Consider the following 17,941-nt stretch of genomic DNA (forward strand, 5'->3'; position numbering starts at 1 on the left):
AATTAACCTCGATAGATGAGCTAGTAGAATAGATGCAAAAGAAAACCCGTGCTTTCCTGAAATGGGCGGGCGGCAAATACAGTTTGGTCGAAGATATCGCCAAGCGTTTAGATCAAGCTCAAGAGCTCACCGGTGGCTCTGCATCTACGCTCGTTGAGCCCTTTGTGGGCGCCGGCTCGGTATTTCTTAATACCAACTTTAAGCATTATGTGCTTAATGATATTAATGCCGATCTTATCAACCTCTATAAAGAATTGGCCCATGCTCCGGATGAGTTTGTTAGCGATGCGCGCAAGCTGTTTACCGATCTCAATAATGACGCCGATGTGTACTACGGCTTACGGGCACGTTTTAACGAAAGCCGTGACGCTTATGAGCGCGCCATTTTATTCCTCTATATGAATCGCCATGGTTACAACGGTTTGTGCCGTTATAACCTCAAAGGCATTTTTAATGTGCCCTTTGGAAAATATAAGAAGCCCTATTTCCCCGAAGCGGAAATGTACTTTTTTGCCGAAAAGGCGCAGCAAGCCACTTTTACCTGCTTAAGCTACCGCGAGGTTTTTGCCTCATTACCGCAAGATGCCGTGGTGTATTGCGATCCTCCCTATGTGCCGCTCAGTAAAACAGCCTCCTTTACCAGTTATGCCAAGGGCGGTTTTAACTTGGACGATCAGGCTAACCTGGCCAACCTAGCGGAGTACGCCGCCGGTACCCAGCAAACTTCGGTGCTGATCTCCAACCACGATACACTGTGGACACGAAAGATCTATGAGCAGGCGGATATTGATGTGTTGCGGGTAAAACGCACCATTAGTCCCAAAGGCAATGGCCGTAATAAGGTGAACGAGCTGATGGCGATGTATTTATCCGGCCGCCAATACCAGTTGAACCAAGCCAAACACGGCTAAGACAAAGAGAATAAACAGCACTATGGCAAGGGCGATGATGACCTTGGGGTTATGATTGCTAAAGTCTTGTTGACGCTTGGCGTTGCTTTGTACACCAAAGAAAGCCGCGACCACAGTTTGAATTTGTGACCACATAAGCCTGTCTGCTTAGTAAGAGCGGCTGGAGAATTGCCGTGCGTTTTCCTTGTTGTCATTACGACTAAGTAATTCCAACAAGTCTAAGTAATGAAACTGGGCACTGCGACTATCGCCTGCGAACCAAGAATACCAGGATTGCTCCCCTTCGGGGTTAGCGCAATCTTGCGTGCGTTCGCCGTAACCATTTGTATCACAAATACATTGGCTGTAAGTGTCAGAGTTTAGTGAGGAGCCAGATTGGATGCCATAGGTGCCAACAATGACAGCAGCAGTAGTAACACCTGCTAACAACGTATGTTTTTTCAGCCCTAACAACATATCCTTCTCCGATCCATAAGTAGTCCCTAGAGCTTACTCAAAGTTGTACAAAAAAACAACTGAACTTTTAGAAATAATTAAACTTTTTACTTTAAAAACAAGGGTGTAATGTTTATTTTATGTTAACAGGATGCCGTTAACGTTTTGTTTCTTAATAACTCACAGAGATCGAAGTAATCCTACGCAAAGATAAACATACGCTAACAAAAATGCCTATTTTTCGTTAAAGTATAGGCCCCGTTCAAAGGAGCAGTATTATGAAAGACTACCTGATCGCGCCCTCGATCCTTTCCGCCGATTTTGCCCGTCTTGGTGAAGACGTAGAGCGAGTTATCTCATCCGGTGCCGATGTGGTGCATTTTGATGTGATGGACAATCACTATGTACCTAATTTGACGTTTGGTCCCATGGTATGTAAGGCGCTGAGAGATTATGGTATCACCGCGCCAATTGATGTGCATTTGATGGTGAAACCGGTTGATAGCCTGATCCCCGAATTTGCCAAGGCCGGTGCCAGCATTATTACCTTCCATCCCGAGGCCAGTGAGCATGTGGATCGTACCCTGGCTCTGATCAAAGAGCATGGTTGTCAGGCAGGTCTGGTATTCAACCCGGCAACGCCCCTGCATATTATTGAGCATGTGATTGATAAGCTTGATGTTATCTTGTTGATGTCGGTAAACCCTGGATTTGGCGGTCAGAGCTTTATTCCTCATACGTTGGAAAAGCTTAAGCAGGTTCGTGCCATCATAGACGCCAGTGGTCGCGATATTCGCCTCGAGGTCGACGGTGGCGTAAAGGTGGATAACATTGCCGAAGTGGCAGCCGCCGGTGCGGATATGTTTGTAGCCGGCTCGGCTATTTTTAACCAGCCCGACTATCAGGTTGTGATCGAGCAAATGCGTGCCGAATTAGCCAAGGTAGCCCAGTGAAATACCAAGCACTGATATTTGATCTTGATGGCACCTTGGTTGACAGCGTGCCAGACATGTATATGGCGGTGAACTTAATGCTCACCGACCTCGCCCGTCCGGTGATCACCCATGCCATGGTCAGCCAGTTTGTCGGTAATGGCATAGATAAGTTGGTCGTGCGCGCGCTCAGCGGCGATATGGAGCCAAATCCGCTGCTAACGGAGCAGGAAATTAGCCGTGCTAACGAGCTGTTCTGCAATCACTACCTTGCCGTGTTGGGGCAGTACTCGCAGCTTTATCCTCATGTTGAAACCGTGTTGGCGGCCTTTGCCACAACGCCCAAGGCCCTGGTCACTAATAAGGCCCGATGTTTTACCGAGGCGTTACTCCAACAGCTAGGGATTGCCAGTCATTTTCAGGCGGTTGTCTGTGGCGATGATGGTGAGAAAAAGCCATCGCCCCAGCCCCTGCTTAAGGCATGCCAACAGCTAGGCGCAGACCCTTCGCAGTGTCTAATGATAGGGGATTCGAAATCGGACTTGTTAGCAGCACAAGCGGCGGCGATGGATGCTCTGGCACTGACCCGTGGTTATCACCAAGGTGAGGATCTGCGCCAGTACAATCCACAGTACCTCTGTGACCAATTCTTAGATATAATCACCGCCATTAATCGATAAGCAATAAAGGAACATCATGAGTAAACCAGTAGTGTTAAGCGGCATTCAGCCAACAGGTGGTATGACAATCGGCAATTATGTTGGCGCCATTAACCAGTGGCTTAGCTTGCAAGAGCATCATGAAAGTTACTTTATGCTGGTTGACCTGCATGCCATCACCATTCGCCAGGAGCCGGAAGTGTTGCGCTCGCGCGTGCTAGACGGTGTGGCCCTTTATGCAGCCTGCGGCATTGACCCGGAAAAAGCAGCGTTATTCGTGCAATCTCAGGTGCCGGAGCACGCGCAACTGGCCTGGGTATTGAACTGTTACGCGCAAATGGGCGAACTTAACCGCATGACCCAGTTCAAGGATAAGTCGGCCAAGCACGCCAATAACGTGAATGTCGGCCTGTTTGCCTATCCTGTGTTACAGGCGGCCGATATCCTCCTGTATCAAGCAGATCAGGTGCCTGTGGGTGAAGACCAAAAGCAACACCTGGAGCTGACCCGAGATATTGCCACGCGCTTTAACAACCTCTACGGTGAAGTGTTTAAGCTGCCAGAGCCGTATATTCCTGAGTTTGGTGCCCGGGTAATGAGCTTGCAGGACCCGTTGAAGAAGATGTCCAAGTCGGATGAAAATCCAAACGGTTACATCATGCTTCTGGACGAGCCGAAGAAGATCGAGAAAAAGCTGAAAAAAGCGGTGACCGACTCTGACGAGCAGGCACGTATTTACTTTGACCGTCAAGAAAAGCCGGGCGTATCAAACTTGTTGACCTTACTATCGGTAGCAACCAAGCGTTCTATCGATGACCTAGTACCCGAGTACGAAGACAAGATGTATGGTCACCTGAAAAAGGACACCGCCGATGCGGTGGTGGCCATGATCGAGCCGATTCAACAGCGCTTTAAAGAGATCCGTGCTGATCAGACGCTCTTGGAGCAGATTATGCGCAGTGGCGCCGAGAAAGCCAGAGCCAAAGCCGAGCCTACCTTGAAGGCGGTATACGATGCCCTTGGCTTTATTCCACGTCCCTAAGCGTTAGGGATGTGAGAGAGTAAATCAAAGCCAAGCGCGATAATGCTTGGCTTTTTAGTGGAAGATTCCATGTTATTAATGATCGACAATTACGACTCATTTACCTTTAACTTGGTGCAGTATTTCCAGCGTATTGACCAGGAAGTTTTGGTTAAACGCAATGACGAGCTCACCCTGGCCGATATTCAAGCGCTCAAGCCCGAGCATATCGTGCTTTCTCCCGGGCCGTGCAGTCCGAATGAAGCCGGTATCTGTCTTGACGTAGTGCGCCGCTTTCAAGGCGCTATTCCCATCCTGGGTGTGTGTCTGGGCCATCAGACTATAGCCCAGGCCCTGGGCGCTGAGGTGGTGCGCGCTAAACAGGTGATGCATGGTAAAACCTCAATGATACGTACCACGCAACAGGGCGTTTTTAGCGGCTTAGATGAACGCATTGAGGTATGCCGTTATCACTCCTTGGTGGTGGCGCCCGAGACCTTGCCCAGTGAATTGCAAATTACCGCCTGGACCGAGAACGAGCAGGGAGAGCTGGACGAAATCATGGGGCTATTGCATAGCGATAAGGCCTTAGAAGGGATTCAATTTCACCCGGAAGCCATTTTAACGGCGCACGGCTTGGACATGTTAAAACACTTTATCGACGCTCATTAACGACCCGCTCATGGAAACTCACGCACAGCAAGTCAGTCAGCAGATTAGCGCCCTAGAGCGACGCGGCAATGATCTATTGCTGGGGCATGGGTTCGCCCAGCAGCAACTGGGCTTGAGTACAGCCATGAATGGTCAACCTGGGGAGCCCCTGTTACAGCGTACCTTGCTGGCGGTGGAGCAGGTCGCCTTGGCGCAAAGGCAAAAGACCAGCTCAAAGTTAGAAGTGTTACGAGCGAAGGTGAACACTAACTTACATGCCTTAATTGAAGAAGAAATTGAGGCACAACTCGATGAGCTCGATCACCTTTACACCCAGGTGTTAGGCATAGAAGATGCGGCGGTGGCACTGATTGATCTGCTTGCCAGTAAGGGTGCCAGCATTAACCGTTTAGAACCCTTGGTGAAGCACCTGAGCTGGTTGGCTCGGGAATTAGTCACCTTGGTGAATCAATCACACCTGCGTCAGGACGCCAATGAGCGCGCGGTAAAAATTGATACTCCGGCATTGGCCTTGCGTTATCTGGGCCTGGAAAAACTGAAGTGGACCCTGCCCAAATTTGCCCTGCGCCATTGGCTTCCTCATAGCAGTGAACCCTTTCCCCTGCTGAAGCGTAAGCTCGGCGATGCGGCCTTGAGCCGCGCTACCTGCGCGTTTGAACTGGCCGAACTGGAGCAGCAAAACAGCTATGCCGCCTATGTGGGGGCACTCTTAATGGAGCTGGGTAAGGTGGCGCTGACGCGTCTTTATCTGCGTATATTTCAGCAGATTTGGCAACATCAGGTGAGTCTGGCCCACGGTGAAGGCAAAAAAGCCCTGCATGATGCGCTGCTCGCCATAGAGCCGGACCCCCTTTATTTGCGTAACCTTTTTAGCGAGCGGGCCCTGGAGGTCACTCGGCGCTTAATCGAAAAAATGGGCTTAGAGCACCTCAACCTGAACGCCGTGTTCGATGACCTGGCCCTGGTCGAACCGCATCAACTTAGTGGTGTGGCCAAAATTCTAGTGCAGGCCGACGGCTATTGTCAGGCGCATTGGTTACAGCAACATCAATTACTTGCAGCCGACGAGCGGCAGTTATGGTTCAGCTATCTGGGCCTCAAACATTCGCAACTCACCCACTTAGCAACTATCAATTTTAGCGGTTTGACCCAGCAAATTGATGCAAAATAAGTCGTTGCTGAAAATATTTTGTAAATTTTTTACGTATATTCATTCAAATACCGTTCAGCATGCCCTTTGACGGCCGCTACTCGCGCTATATGGCTTCTCCCTTAATCACGCCAAAATAGTTATTCACTCAAGGTGAAAATCTACCCTCAATGCCTGTGTTTACGCGGTCTGCATGAAAGCTTTGCATGAGACTTTATGGGCTTTTTCTGAAATAATGAGGGTATTCATGTAGTGCTTTGTCCGTCGCCACTAAGGCGGATTTCATAGCCTTGTTAAGGGTGTCGCATCGGCTCTAAGGTCCCCAGACTCGCGCTCGGCCTCTCCCTTAACGCCAGACTCAATGAGGAAATAAGATGACAGTTAATCGCGCTTTATTTGATGAAGTAATGGTCCCTAACTACAACCCATCGGAAGTGATCCCGGTACGCGGCGAAGGTGCCCGAGTATGGGACCAGGAAGGTCGTGAGTTTATCGACTTTGCCGGTGGTATTGCGGTTAACTGTTTAGGCCATTGCCATCCGGCCCTGGTTGCTGCATTAAAAGAGCAGGGCGAGAAGATCTGGCACCTGTCGAATATCTGGACCAATGAGCCGGCGCTGCGTTTAGCCAAAAAAATGACCGACGCCACCTTTGCCGAGCAAGTTTATTTTGCTAACTCGGGTGCCGAGGCTAACGAAGCAGCATTAAAACTCGCCCGCCGCTGGGCGCTTGATAACTTCGGCGCACAGAAATCAAAAATTATCGCCTTTAACAAGGGCTTCCACGGTCGTACCTTCTTTACCGTAACCGTGGGTGGTCAGGCTGCTTATTCGGACGGTTTTGGTCCTAAGCCGGGCGACATCGTGCACTGTGATTACAACGACTTAGAAACATTCAAGTCGCTGATCGACGACAATACCTGTGCGGTTATGATGGAGCCACTGCAGGGCGAGGGCGGTATCATCGCTCCTGAAGACGACTTTGTGAAGGGCGTTCGAGAGCTGTGTGATAAGCACAATGCACTCCTTATTTTCGATGAAGTACAAACGGGCGTTGGCCGTACCGGTGAGCTTTATGCTTATCAGGGGCTGGGTATCACTCCAGACATCATGAGCTCGGCGAAAGCCTTGGGCGGTGGTTTCCCAATCGGTGCCATGCTAACGACCAAAGAGATTGCTAAACACCTTAAGCCGGGTACCCATGGTTCAACCTATGGCGGTAACCCGCTGGCGTGTGCAGTAGCAGAAGCCGCTTTCGACACCATTAACGACCGTGCTGTTCTTGATGGCGTAAAAGAAAAAGAAGCATTATTTAAGCAACTTCTAAATGACATCAATGCTAAGTACGATGTTTTCAGTGAAGTACGTGGCCAAGGCCTGCTTATCGGTGCGGTAGTGAACGATAAGTTCAAGGGTCGTGCCCGTGAATTCCTTGTTGCCAGCATGGAGCAAGGTTTGATGTCACTGGTTGCCGGTGCCGACGTGGTGCGTTTTACCCCGTCATTGGTGATCAGCGAAGAAGACATTCGCGAAGGTATGGCGCGCTTTGAAAAAGCGGTTGCCAGCTTAGTTTAAGCACTTCACTGCGGCGTAATGATTACGCCGGTCAATTAGAAGCCCGGTGCCGCGTGGGCGGTGCCTGGCTTGTTATGGTTTTAACCTTTAGGGAGTAAGCGGATCTATGATGGTTCTTCGCCCAATCCGACAACAAGATTATCAAGAGCTGCTCGTTATTGCCGAGGAGTCGGGGCATGGTTTTACTTCGCTGCCACTGAATGAAGAGTTGTTGCAGAATAAGATCACCCGTTCTATTGAATCCTTCGCTAAGCCGACCGCAAAAGCCGGTGATGAGGGCTACTTGTTTGTTCTAGAAGATAGCGAAACCGGCGAAATTGCCGGCACCTGTGGCATTGAAGCTGCGGTGGGCTTGGATGATGCCTTTTATCACTACCATCTCTCCAAGGTGATCCACTCGTCACGCACCCTAGGGGTGTACAAGGCGGTTGATATCCTTACCCTGTGTAACGATTACACCGGCGCCACCGAACTGTGTACGCTGTTCCTGAAGGAAAAATATCGGCAAAAATTTAATGGCAAGCTACTGTCGAAGTCACGTTTCTTGTTCATTAACCAACATCGTGAGCGTTTTGCCGACACGGTGATCGCCGAAATGCGTGGGGTATCGGACGAGCAGGGCAGCAGCCCGTTCTGGCAGTGGCTTGAAGAGCATTTCTTCTGCATGGATTTCCCGACCGCAGATTACCTAACCGGTATCGGCCAGAAGGTGTTTATCGCCGAGCTGATGCCGAAATACCCAATCTACGTCAACTTGTTGAGTAAAGAAGCGCAGCAGGTTGTAGGTCAAGTGCATACCAATACGCGTCCGGCCATTGAATTACTGAAAAGCGAAGGGTTCACCTTTAACGGCTATGTCGATATTTTCGATGCCGGTCCCACGGTGGAAGCCAAGGTCGACAATATTCGTACCATTATCAATAGCGGCCTGCGCACCGTAGTGATCGGTGAAAGTCAGGGCGACAGCGCGGTTATGGTGGCCAATCAAAGCATCGAAGACTACCGAGCCCTGGTGATTGAGGTAGATCTTGATGGTGGCGATGACGCCGAAATTATTTTAACGCAAAGCACCGCCGATGCGCTCAAAGTACAGAGCGGCGATCAGGTGTGCGTGGCAGCATTATAAGGAGTCATATTTATGTCTCATCCAGCACAATTTATTAATGGTCAGTGGCTTGCGGGCCAAGGCCATGCGGTTAGCTCGGTAAACCCGGCTAACAACGAACAGCTTTGGCAGGCCAACAGCGCCACCGCAGAGCAGGTCAATGACGCCGTTGTGGCGGCGCGTGCCGCTTTTATCCCTTGGTCGGATAAAAGCTTTGCCGAGCGCCTAGCCGTAGTACAGGCCTTCGCCGAGCAGCTTAAGGCGAACAGCGAAGAGCTGGCGGTTATTATCGCCCAAGAAACCGGTAAGCCGCTATGGGAAACGCGCACCGAAGCCGCCGCCATGGTGGGTAAGGTGGCGATTTCAGAAAAAGCGTATCAGGAGCGTACCGGCACGGTAGAAAATGCCATGCCGGTAGGTAAAGCCGTTATTCGTCATCGTGCCCACGGTGTGGTAGCGGTATTTGGCCCTTATAACTTCCCAGGTCACCTGCCTAACGGTCACATTGTACCTGCGCTATTGGCGGGTAATACCGTGGTGTTTAAGCCATCGGAGCTGACTCCGGCAGTAGCCGAGTTTACCTTGAAGCTATGGCAACAAGCGGGTCTGCCCGATGGTGTCATCAACCTGGTACAGGGTGAAGTTGAAACCGGTAAGGCCTTGGCGTCACACCCAGGTATCGATGGTCTATTCTTTACCGGCTCATCGCGCACCGGTCATATCCTGCATGAGCAGTTTGCCGGTCAGCCGGGCAAAATCCTGGCCTTGGAAATGGGTGGCAACAACCCGCTTATCGTTAAAGATGTGAGCGATATCAAGGCGGCGGTGCACGATATTATCCAGTCGGCGTTTATTTCCAGTGGCCAACGTTGTACCTGTGCGCGCAAGCTCTTCTTGCCTGAAGGCGAGTTGGGTGATGCCATTTTGGCGCAGCTGCTTAGCGCCACTAAAAACATCAAGGTTGGAGACTATGACGCCGCCGAGCAGCCGTTTATGGGCTCGATGATCTCCGAGGCGGCGGCCAAGGGCATGGTGGCGGCGCAGCAGCAGCTCATTGAGCTGGGTGCTCAGCCTTTGCTAGAGCTTACCCATACCGCAGGCACCGGCTTTGTTACTCCGGGTATTATTGAATGTACCTCGGTAAGCAATTTCCCGGATGACGAGCACTTTGGTCCACTGCTTAAGGTTTTCCGTTACACCGACTTCGATAGCGCCATCGAGAAAGCCAACGATACCGCCTATGGTTTGTCTGCCGGCCTACTGGGTGATAACGAAGCGGATTATGAATACTTCTTGCGTCGTATTCGTGCCGGTATCGTCAACTGGAACCGTCCTATCACCGGCGCCTCAAGTGCGGCACCCTTCGGTGGTATCGGCGCCTCGGGCAACCACAGAGCGAGTGCCTACTATGCCGCCGATTACTGCGCCTACCCGGTTGCCTCGGTCGAGCTAGAGCAGCTTACCCTGCCGGAAAAACTAAGTCCGGGCCTAAGCCTGGATTAAGAGCGCATTCTAAATGAATGAAAAAGCAGCTTAGGCTGCTTTTTGTCTTTTTGGGGCACGCTGGCTTTTGCCTGGGCTTTCTGGTTAAATCTAGAACATTTCTTATAAGAATTAGGTGCTTAATGGTAGTCGAGCAACCCGGGTATGATGAACTGATCATGTACCTAACACAAAATTTAGCCTTATTTGAAAAGCCCGGAGTGGTGGAAGCGAATGCGCCGAGCGTTATGGCCTTAATAGAGGACGTGATAGCCGAGCATGTGATGCTGCTGTGTCAGCAGCACAGTGGGCTAGATACCGAGCAACGCGGGCAGATAGTTCGTGAGGTGGATGGCATCGTCTATGACCTGCAGGAGGTGTTGAGCCGAGTGGTGAATCAGCCGGTGACCAAAGAGCAGCGTGCCTTTATCGATGAATTTGCCGGCTTGGTCAAAAACCTCTTCGATAATGCCATTGCCGCCGGGCTTGATAACAGCTCATCCTGCGCTTAGGCGCAATCATCGCAGCAGTGATAAATGTGGGTTTGCATCATCGGCGTGCTGCTTTACAATCGCTGAGATTTTAATTTAAACAACGAGGTTAACATGCAAGCAAACGTAAAGTGGGTCGAGGGCGACACCTTTATCGGTACTTCACATTCTGGCCACAACGTGGTGTTTGATACCGGCAGTGATCCTAAGGCGCCATCGCCAATGGAAATGGTATTAATGTCGGCCGGCGCATGTTCATCGGTGGATGTAGTGAGCATTCTAAAAAAAGCACGCCAGCAGGTAACGGGTGTGCAGGTACAGCTCAGTGGAGAGCGTGCTGAGACTACACCACGGGTGTTTACCAAGATTAATTTGCACTTTATTGTGACCGGAACTGAGGTGAGCGAGAAGCATGTTGAGCGTGCCGTATCCCTGTCCGCAGATAAATATTGCTCGGTGGCAATTATGCTGGAAAAGTCGGTGCAAATAACCCATAGTTTTGAAGTACAAGAAATCGTTTAAAAAGTGCTTTTTAAGGGGACCAAATTGGGCTAAAATCCGCGCTCTTTTTTGAGTCCCTGAGTGGCTTTTGTGACTAGGTTTGAGGTTGGTTTATAGTGAACAAGCCCTTTGATAAAATTAAGCTCCATGGTTTTAATAACTTAACCAAAAGCTTAAGTTTTAGTATTTACGATATTTGCTATGCAAAAACAGAGCAACAGCGTAAAGAATACATCGAATATATTGATGAGCAATACAGTGCTGATCGTCTTACGGACATTCTTGGTGAAGTCGTTGACATTATTGGCGCCAATATTCTTAATGTTGCCCGTCAGGATTACGACCCTCAAGGGGCCAGTGTAACTATTCTGATCTCGGAAGAACCGGTAGACGAACAGAGCTTTGACAGCGAAGAAACGCCGGGGCCTTTGCCCGAGTCTGTGGTTGCGCACTTGGATAAAAGCCATATTTGTGTGCACACCTATCCGGAGTCGCACCCACACGATGGTATTTGTACCTTCCGTGCCGATATTGAAGTGTCGACCTGTGGCATTATTTCGCCGCTAAAAGCGTTGAACTTCCTGATCCACTCGTTGGAGTCGGACGTGGTAACCATCGACTACCGTGTACGTGGTTTTACCCGTGACGTGAACGGTGTGAAGCATTATATCGACCATGCCATTAATTCGATTCAGAATTACATGACCGACGATACCAAAGAGTTGTATCAGATGATGGACGTGAATGTGTACCAGGAAAACCTGTTCCACACCAAGATGATGCTTAAGGAAACGGATCTCAATACTTACTTGTTCGGTGTTACCACCGATGAGCTTGAAGAAAGCGAGCAGGAAGAAATCCGTGAGCGTTTAAACCGCGAGATCCAGGAGATCTTCTACGGTCGTAACCTTCCTGACGCATAAGTCACTTAGAGCACCAGCTAGATAGGTAAATCGGCTGGTGCTAAATGCTCTAAGGCACGCTTTTTAACTAACAACTCTTTGATCAGCGGCGTCAGCAACAACTCCATCGCCAAACCCATCTTACCACCGGGCACCACCAGTGTGTTCATTCGCGACATAAAGCTGCCATCTATCATCTGTAGAAAATAAGGGAAGTCGACGCTGTCGATACCGCGAAAACGGATCACCACAAAGCTCTCATCCAGCGAGGGGATATCTTTGGCACTAAAAGGGTTGGAGGTATCGACGGTGGGCACGCGCTGAAAGTTAATATGGGTGCGCGAGAATTGCGGGGTGATGTGATTAACATAATCATCCATGCTGCGCAGTATGGAGTCCATGACCGCCTCTCGGGAATGGCCTCGCTCCGAGGTATCGCGGATCAGTTTTTGTATCCACTCTAGATTGATGATGGGCACCATGCCAATCAAGAGGTCAACATGTTTAGCCACGTCATGCTCTTCATCCACCACACCGCCGTGTAAGCCCTCATAGAACATCAGGTCGGTGCCGCTTTCTAAATCCTGCCAGGGCGTGAAGGTTCCCGGTAGCTGGTTGTAGGGTACGGCTTCGTCGAAGGTGTGTAGATAACGACGGACCTTGCCGCTGCCGGTTTCACCGTAGTTGGTAAATAGCTTTTCAAGGGCGGCAAAATCATTGGCCTCGCGGCCGAAATAACTGATATGCCGGCCCTGTTGCTCTGCTTCGCGTATTTTTTTATCCATTTCGGGACGGGTATAGCGGTGGAAGCTATCGCCTTCGATAAATGCGGCATTGACGTCTAGGCTGCGGAAAATATGCTTAATGGCATTGGTGGTGGTGGTAGTGCCAGCACCTGAAGAACCGGTAATCGCGACAATGGGATGTTTGGCCGACATAAGATTAATCGTTTGTTAACTCAAATACCCTTTATAAAGGGGGTTCCCTGTTAAATCAAGGCCGCGGTTTGCCGAAAGCGGATTTCACGCTAGTATAGGGCGGTAAGTTTAAGAGCAAAAACAAGAACGAAAACACTAATGAAATTAACAACTTTAAAGGCATTAAGCCTGCTGTGCTGCAGCCCGTTGGCCCTGGCCCAGAGCCAAATACTGCTGTTGCAACAGGATGAACAGGGACAGCCCGAGGTGCTGGCGGTGAGCGAGCGCGGGACTTACAGTAATCAGCCGGCGATAAGTAAAGATGGCGTCTACTACAGTTTTGAAATAGGCAGCGATGAGCGGGCGCAAAAGGAAATCTTCTTTTATGACTTCGCCACCCAGGGTCGCCGCAATATCAGTAATACCCCTGCTTACAGCGAATATTCGCCTACCCTGGTGCCAGGTTTAAATGCCTTGTCGGTCGTGGTGCCCGGTTTAAACGCCTTGTCGGCCGTGGTAGTTGAACCCGATGGCAGCCAAAAGTTGTGGTACTACCCCCTGGGTGAGTCGGCGCCAAGCACACGCATCCTGGATAACGGCCTGACCATAGGTTATCACGCTTGGGGAGCGCGGCAGGACTTGCTGGTGTTTGCCCTAGGTGAACCGCATAGCGCTCAGTACTTTACTCTGGCCGAGCCGGAGAATATCCATCATGTGGCCGATAACCCGGGTCGTGGCTTTAGCTATAATCCTGCACTGGGAGCCTTTACCTTTACTCAGCAGCTAAAACAGCAAAACTGGTTCAGCACCTTTGCACCGGACACAAAAACCGTGACCCAGCTATTTCGTTTGCCGCAGGGGGTGCAGGACTACACCTGGGTCAAGGAGGACACAATCGCCTATGCCTACGGCGGGCGGGTGTATCAAAAGCAGCTGCAAAGTCCCAAGGCGGCCAGCCTGTGGCATGATTTAAGCGGCTACTGTGAAGGTAATATTACCCGACTGAGTTATTTACCCGAGGGCGATAAGCTGGCGTTTGTGTGTGAGGATTAACTCCGAGCGCAAAAGCGTCGCCAATGGCTATGGGCGTTCACTATGCGTACCCCGCGCACAATTTTTTGCAGGGTGCGCAGATCGGCAAAATCATCCTGGGGGTAATCTTTTAGCCCCATCAGGTAGTAAAAACCCGGTTTGCAGTTAAGCTGCATGGCGCTGATGCGAATGCTTTGCTCAAAATTAAGGCGCAGGCTGCTGAGCGCTGTTTTGTGGCCTTGTTGATCCACGGTCGGCAGGTGACATTTTTGCATATAACCGGCGCGCTCGCCCTCACCGGAAAACCAAATGCGGGCCTTTTCACTGTAACGTCCCGACTTAGCCGGTAGGTCGAACAACAAGCGGCTGTGCCGCTGGGTCCTGACGAAATCTATGTACTCGCTCAGGCCGCAGGCAAATAAATGCGGGTGAATAGGAATTTTACGGGCCTTTATCTTGCCATGGGTATGCAGGTGTAAAACTGGGATGGTGCTGTCGATATCGACATCACCCAACTCTAAGGAAGCCAGTTCGTCGCTAAAACCACCGCTGTAATAGGCCAGCAGTGGCAGCCAAAAATGCCAATGCTTGGGCTGCTCACGCGCTTGCTTGTCATCACCATAGACATACCCGGAAAACAGGGTATGCAACTCCATACTGGTAAATGGCCGCCGGCCTAAATGGGTTTTCACAACGTATTAATCGGTTAATGCGCTCACCAAGGACTTGGCCGACAGCTCGGTGCAGACCTGATTATCCCAATTGATACCGACCATGACATTGTCGTCTATCAACTGAGGGGCAAAGTCCTCAAGGACCTCATCTAGGGATAAGGAAAACGGGGTAAATCCTTGCCAATCACCAGTGCATTGGGCCTGAGCCAGCTCTTCACTGTGCCACATAAGCAACACATCCTGGTTGTCGTCGTAGGCAGAGCTGACCGAGGCGATACCGCCGTCATCACTACCGAGTAACCACACCTCTTGGCTTTGTTGCACCTGCTCGCAGAACAACTCCCACTGCGATTCAATTTCAATGTCGTCATGTGCCATGTTTTATTATCCCTGTCTTGGATCGGTTGCTTGTGCTTGTGGCGAGGCTTGCAGCGCTTGCCAAAAAGCGATGAGTGCCGGGTAGGGCGTTAAATCATGCAGCTCCCTGAATTGTAGCCAATCGAGCAAGCAAAAGAGACTGGCACGTACATAGGCATGCTCAATGATACCAGCTTGTTGTTCTAAGGCCTTTAGGCACAGGGTAATGCGCTGTTTTTGTAAGTCGAAAAACAAACGCTCTTCGTTGGTATCAAAGCCCGAACGCTGACTCAATAGCAGCTCGATGGCCGAGTCATTGGCGGCGTTGATCATGGTGAGTTGATTACGTTCATCCCAGCTCATGCCGGGTAGCTTAAAGTGTGCCGTTAGGTATTCATAAATGACATTGGAGTCGTAAATAACCTGCTCGCCATCGACCAAAAAAGGGATCTTAGCCACAGGGCTGTGCGCCAAAAGGAATTTTCTGCCGTCGGGCGAAAAAATATCAAGATGTTGATAAGAAACCGCTAAATTGTGCTGTTCACACCAGATGCGTAAGCGACGAGCGAAAGGAGACGTGTTGGAGCCATACAATTGCATTGCCAAACCTGCCGTAAGCGTGAGTCTGTGTTCGAGAGCTCCAACATAGCAGGCTTAGCGGTCAATGCAACTGAATTTTAAAGGAATTAATCGCTTCGGCTGGTGACCTCAAGAAGGTGGTAGCCGAATTGGGTTTGTACCGGGCCCTGGACCACATTAAGGGGCGCAGAAAATACGACTTTATCAAACTCGGGCACCATCATGCCGGGTCCAAACTCACCGAGCGCACCGCCGTCTTGCGAACTCGGGCACATCGAATGTCGTTTTGCCAGTTCCGCAAAGTCAGCGCCTTGCTCAATTTGCTCCTTCAGATCGAGACACAGGGCCTCGTTGTCTACCAGTATGTGACGCGCACTTGCCAATGCCATGTTTACACTCCATATATTCTTTATAATCAAAGAGACAAGACTAGCCTGCCAACCTTAAGTTGGCCACCGTAATTGTAGCTAAAGTTTGGCCTTTGTCATTCTAGCGCCTGCTCAATTGCCGCGGTTAGTTCGCTCGACAGCGGCTTAGTGCGGCTGTTAAAGCGTTGCACCTGTTGCCTGTCCTTACTCACCAGGTATTTGTAAAAATTCCAATTCGGTGAACTGGTTTGCTCATTCAGAAACTGAAAAACAGGGTGAGCATCGGAGCCGCGCACCGACACCGGCGCCATCATGGTAAAGGTGACCCCATAGTTGATAAAGCACACCTTGGCGGTGTCTTTTTCCTCATCTTCTTCCTGAAAGAAATCGTCGGATGGGAAGCCGAGAATGACAAGGCCCTGCTCCTTATACTTCTGATGTAGCTGCTCGAGCTCTTTAAATTGAGGCGTAAAGCCGCAGTTGCTGGCGGTGTTCACTATCAGCAAGGGAGAGTCCTTGAATTGGCACAGGTTGATACTTTGCTCGGAGCGCAGTTTGCGCACGTCGATATCGGTAAAGTCGCCACACTCTTGGTTGTCATTGGCATACGCCAGGCCTGAGCCCAAAGACAGCAGGGTGGCAAGAAATAATTTAAACATGTTCGCTCTCGGAATATTGTTAGTTTTAATTTATAGGTTAGTATCGGCACATTAGATCACCCGGACTTGTGGCTGAATTATGTTTGTACCCGCTCAGATTGAAGACTTACCCAGTATAGTCGCCATTTATAATCAAACCATCCCCAGTCGTATGGTCACCGCCGACACGGAGTTGGTAACTGTGGAGTCGCGCCAAGAGTGGTTTTTATCCCATAACGATAAGCGCCCCATCTACGTGTGCAAAGACGGGGAGCGTGTGGTCGGCTGGGTCAGTTTTAAGTCCTTCTATGGTCGCCCCGCCTACGAGCAAACCGTGGAGGTCGCCATATATTTGTGTGAATCGGTGCGTGGTCGCGGCTTAGGAAAACAGAGCCTGGCATTTGCCGAGCAGCAGGCGAAACGCTTGGGCGTGACTAATCTGCTGGCCTTTATATTCAGCCATAACATACCGAGTATTCGTTTATTTAAACAGGCCGGGTTTAGCCATTGGGGGGAGTTGCCTAAGGTGGCCACTATGGATGGTCAGCATTATAACCTGACCATCCTGGGTAAGAGCAGCTTAGTCGACTAATTTCGCAAAAGGTGTGCCCATGCGAGTGACAGCTTCGGGCACTTGAGTGCTAAGGAAGTCGGCCTGGTTGGCACCCCAAGCCAGGACCACGGTAGAGCCCAGCTTAAAGCGGCCCATTTCGTCACCCTTTTTCAGGTGCACTGCACGGTCGCCGGTGCTGGGATAGTCCCAACTGAATACGTCTTTACCCGCTGGTGGCGTTACCGTGCCGGCCCAAATGGTTTCGATACTGGCTACTATGGTGGCGCCGACCAAGACCATGGCAAGCGGGCCTATTTCGGTGTCGAAGATGGCTACCACACGCTCGTTGCGAGCGAACAGGTTAGGCACGTTTTGCGCCGTTAACGGGTTAACCGAAAATAGATCGCCAGGCACGTAGATCATGCGTTTAAGGGTGCCATCGACGGGCATATGGATACGGTGGTAATCTTTGGGAGCCAGGTAGATGGTGGCAAATTTACCGCCTAAGAATGGCTGGGCATCCTCGGCCTTACCGCCTAACAGAGCTTCAAGGCTGTAGTAATGACCCTTGGCCTGCACTAATTGACCGTCGAGAATATCACCTAATTGGCTAATGGCGCCATCGACCGGGTGGGCGATAATGTTCGCATCCTCGGCTAATGGGCGAATGCCTGGCTTGAGTGGACGAGTGAAAAACTCATTAAAGGTTTGGTAATGCTCGGGGGCTTCATGCAATGCTTCGCTCATATCAATTTTGTATTGTTTAATAAACAACTTGATAAGGGCGGTCGTTAGTTTGCCGGCTTTCGCGGCGGCAAGCTTACCAACCAGGCGGGAAACGCCGTGTTTTGGCAATGCATATTGAAAAGCAATTTTTACTTTATCTAAGTTCACTGTGTAATTCTCAAAATATTTTTACGAATGTTAGCTAAATCAAGGAGTAAAAACCATAGCCTACTAATCGGGCAGCGCCTTGATTGGGCATGAT

Annotated in this window: 23 protein-coding genes; 14 read left to right on the forward strand and 9 right to left on the reverse strand. The window is 50.4% G+C overall.

Annotation, left to right across the window (positions count from 1 at the left end; translation table 11 throughout):
- Window positions 1-32 precede the first annotated feature (32 nt).
- A complete protein-coding gene (locus tag C2M36_RS03140; RefSeq protein ID WP_105253660.1) occupies window positions 33-911 on the forward strand; it encodes a Dam family site-specific DNA-(adenine-N6)-methyltransferase in 879 nt (292 codons plus the stop codon).
- Here C2M36_RS03140 and C2M36_RS03145 read toward each other — a convergent pair.
- Together C2M36_RS03145 and C2M36_RS03150 are read right to left on the reverse strand one after the other, a co-directional pair.
- Window positions 867-1,046 carry a DUF2970 domain-containing protein gene (locus C2M36_RS03145; RefSeq protein ID WP_105253661.1) on the reverse strand — a complete coding sequence of 60 codons (180 nt, stop codon included), beginning with the start codon at window positions 1,044-1,046 and terminating at the stop codon, window positions 867-869. The genes C2M36_RS03140 and C2M36_RS03145 overlap by 45 nt on opposite strands.
- 12 nt (window positions 1,047-1,058) lie before the next feature.
- A complete protein-coding gene (locus tag C2M36_RS03150) occupies window positions 1,059-1,367 on the reverse strand; it encodes a hypothetical protein (RefSeq protein WP_105253662.1) in 309 nt (102 codons plus the stop codon).
- Between the two features lie 257 nt (window positions 1,368-1,624).
- On the opposite strand from C2M36_RS03150, the gene rpe reads away from it, so the two are divergent.
- The 11 genes from rpe (at window position 1,625) to speD (ending at window position 11,856) form a co-directional block, all read left to right on the forward strand.
- The gene (gene rpe / locus C2M36_RS03155; RefSeq protein ID WP_105253663.1) at window positions 1,625-2,299 is read left to right on the forward strand and encodes a ribulose-phosphate 3-epimerase; all 675 of its coding nucleotides are present in this window, start codon (window positions 1,625-1,627) and stop codon (window positions 2,297-2,299) included.
- Window positions 2,296-2,958, forward strand: a complete 663-nt coding sequence (gene gph, locus C2M36_RS03160; protein ID WP_105253664.1) for a phosphoglycolate phosphatase — start codon at window positions 2,296-2,298, stop codon at window positions 2,956-2,958. Before rpe ends, gph begins: the two co-directional genes overlap by 4 nt.
- Window positions 2,959-2,974: 16 nt before the next feature.
- Window positions 2,975-3,979 (forward strand): tryptophan--tRNA ligase, encoded by a 1,005-nt coding sequence (trpS, locus tag C2M36_RS03165; RefSeq protein ID WP_105253665.1) that lies wholly within the window; start codon window positions 2,975-2,977, stop codon window positions 3,977-3,979.
- Window positions 3,980-4,048: 69 nt separating this feature from the next.
- Window positions 4,049-4,630: an anthranilate synthase component II gene (locus tag C2M36_RS03170; RefSeq protein ID WP_105253855.1), complete on the forward strand. Its 582-nt coding sequence runs from the start codon at window positions 4,049-4,051 to the stop codon at window positions 4,628-4,630.
- A gap of 10 nt (window positions 4,631-4,640) precedes the next feature.
- On the forward strand, window positions 4,641-5,801 hold the full coding sequence (locus C2M36_RS03175; protein ID WP_105253666.1) for an HDOD domain-containing protein: 1,161 nt from the start codon (window positions 4,641-4,643) through the stop codon (window positions 5,799-5,801).
- A 353-nt stretch (window positions 5,802-6,154) separates the two neighbouring features.
- Complete coding sequence (locus C2M36_RS03180; protein ID WP_105253667.1) at window positions 6,155-7,354, forward strand: aspartate aminotransferase family protein; 1,200 nt, start codon at window positions 6,155-6,157, stop codon at window positions 7,352-7,354.
- Between the two features lie 106 nt (window positions 7,355-7,460).
- The gene (gene astA, locus C2M36_RS03185) at window positions 7,461-8,480 is read left to right on the forward strand and encodes an arginine N-succinyltransferase (protein WP_105253668.1); all 1,020 of its coding nucleotides are present in this window, start codon (window positions 7,461-7,463) and stop codon (window positions 8,478-8,480) included.
- 12 nt (window positions 8,481-8,492) lie between these two features.
- Window positions 8,493-9,962: a succinylglutamate-semialdehyde dehydrogenase gene (astD, locus tag C2M36_RS03190; RefSeq protein WP_105253669.1), complete on the forward strand. Its 1,470-nt coding sequence runs from the start codon at window positions 8,493-8,495 to the stop codon at window positions 9,960-9,962.
- A gap of 122 nt (window positions 9,963-10,084) precedes the next feature.
- Window positions 10,085-10,453: a DUF3802 family protein gene (locus tag C2M36_RS03195; RefSeq protein WP_105253670.1), complete on the forward strand. Its 369-nt coding sequence runs from the start codon at window positions 10,085-10,087 to the stop codon at window positions 10,451-10,453.
- A gap of 93 nt (window positions 10,454-10,546) precedes the next feature.
- A complete protein-coding gene (locus tag C2M36_RS03200) occupies window positions 10,547-10,954 on the forward strand; it encodes an OsmC family protein (protein ID WP_105253671.1) in 408 nt (135 codons plus the stop codon).
- A 95-nt stretch (window positions 10,955-11,049) separates the two neighbouring features.
- Window positions 11,050-11,856, forward strand: a complete 807-nt coding sequence (gene speD, locus C2M36_RS03205) for an adenosylmethionine decarboxylase (protein ID WP_105253672.1) — start codon at window positions 11,050-11,052, stop codon at window positions 11,854-11,856.
- A 17-nt stretch (window positions 11,857-11,873) separates the two neighbouring features.
- Here speD and C2M36_RS03210 read toward each other — a convergent pair whose 3' ends face one another.
- The gene (locus C2M36_RS03210; protein ID WP_105187972.1) at window positions 11,874-12,773 is read right to left on the reverse strand and encodes a phosphoribulokinase; all 900 of its coding nucleotides are present in this window, start codon (window positions 12,771-12,773) and stop codon (window positions 11,874-11,876) included.
- Window positions 12,774-12,911: 138 nt separating this feature from the next.
- Here C2M36_RS03210 and C2M36_RS03215 point away from each other — a divergent pair, with 138 nt between their 5' ends.
- Window positions 12,912-13,805, forward strand: coding sequence for a hypothetical protein (locus C2M36_RS03215; RefSeq protein WP_105187971.1), 894 nt, complete (start codon window positions 12,912-12,914; stop codon window positions 13,803-13,805).
- Here the strand turns inward: C2M36_RS03215 and C2M36_RS03220 are convergent.
- The 5 genes from C2M36_RS03220 to C2M36_RS03240 form a co-directional block, all read right to left on the reverse strand.
- The gene (locus tag C2M36_RS03220) at window positions 13,802-14,476 is read right to left on the reverse strand and encodes a hypothetical protein (RefSeq protein WP_105253673.1); all 675 of its coding nucleotides are present in this window, start codon (window positions 14,474-14,476) and stop codon (window positions 13,802-13,804) included. The two genes, C2M36_RS03215 and C2M36_RS03220, sit on opposite strands and share 4 nt — an antisense overlap.
- 6 nt (window positions 14,477-14,482) lie before the next feature.
- Window positions 14,483-14,836 (reverse strand): DUF2750 domain-containing protein, encoded by a 354-nt coding sequence (locus tag C2M36_RS03225; protein ID WP_105253674.1) that lies wholly within the window; start codon window positions 14,834-14,836, stop codon window positions 14,483-14,485.
- Between the two features lie 6 nt (window positions 14,837-14,842).
- Entirely contained in the window at window positions 14,843-15,415 is a 573-nt protein-coding gene (locus C2M36_RS03230; RefSeq protein ID WP_105253675.1) for a glutathione S-transferase family protein, read from the reverse strand.
- An 86-nt stretch (window positions 15,416-15,501) separates the two neighbouring features.
- On the reverse strand, window positions 15,502-15,783 hold the full coding sequence (locus tag C2M36_RS03235; RefSeq protein WP_105187967.1) for a peptidylprolyl isomerase: 282 nt from the start codon (window positions 15,781-15,783) through the stop codon (window positions 15,502-15,504).
- Between the two features lie 95 nt (window positions 15,784-15,878).
- Window positions 15,879-16,421, reverse strand: a complete 543-nt coding sequence (locus tag C2M36_RS03240; protein ID WP_105253676.1) for a glutathione peroxidase — start codon at window positions 16,419-16,421, stop codon at window positions 15,879-15,881.
- A 79-nt stretch (window positions 16,422-16,500) separates the two neighbouring features.
- Here C2M36_RS03240 and C2M36_RS03245 point away from each other — a divergent pair, with 79 nt between their 5' ends.
- A complete protein-coding gene (locus C2M36_RS03245; protein WP_105253677.1) occupies window positions 16,501-16,992 on the forward strand; it encodes a GNAT family N-acetyltransferase in 492 nt (163 codons plus the stop codon).
- Here C2M36_RS03245 and asd read toward each other — a convergent pair.
- Window positions 16,981-17,847, reverse strand: a complete 867-nt coding sequence (asd, locus tag C2M36_RS03250) for an archaetidylserine decarboxylase (RefSeq protein WP_105253678.1) — start codon at window positions 17,845-17,847, stop codon at window positions 16,981-16,983. The genes C2M36_RS03245 and asd overlap by 12 nt on opposite strands.
- Between the last annotated feature and the right edge of the window lie 94 nt (window positions 17,848-17,941).

It is taken from the genome of Pseudoalteromonas sp. T1lg75 (assembly GCF_002964705.1).
Lineage (GTDB): Bacteria > Pseudomonadota > Gammaproteobacteria > Enterobacterales > Alteromonadaceae > Pseudoalteromonas.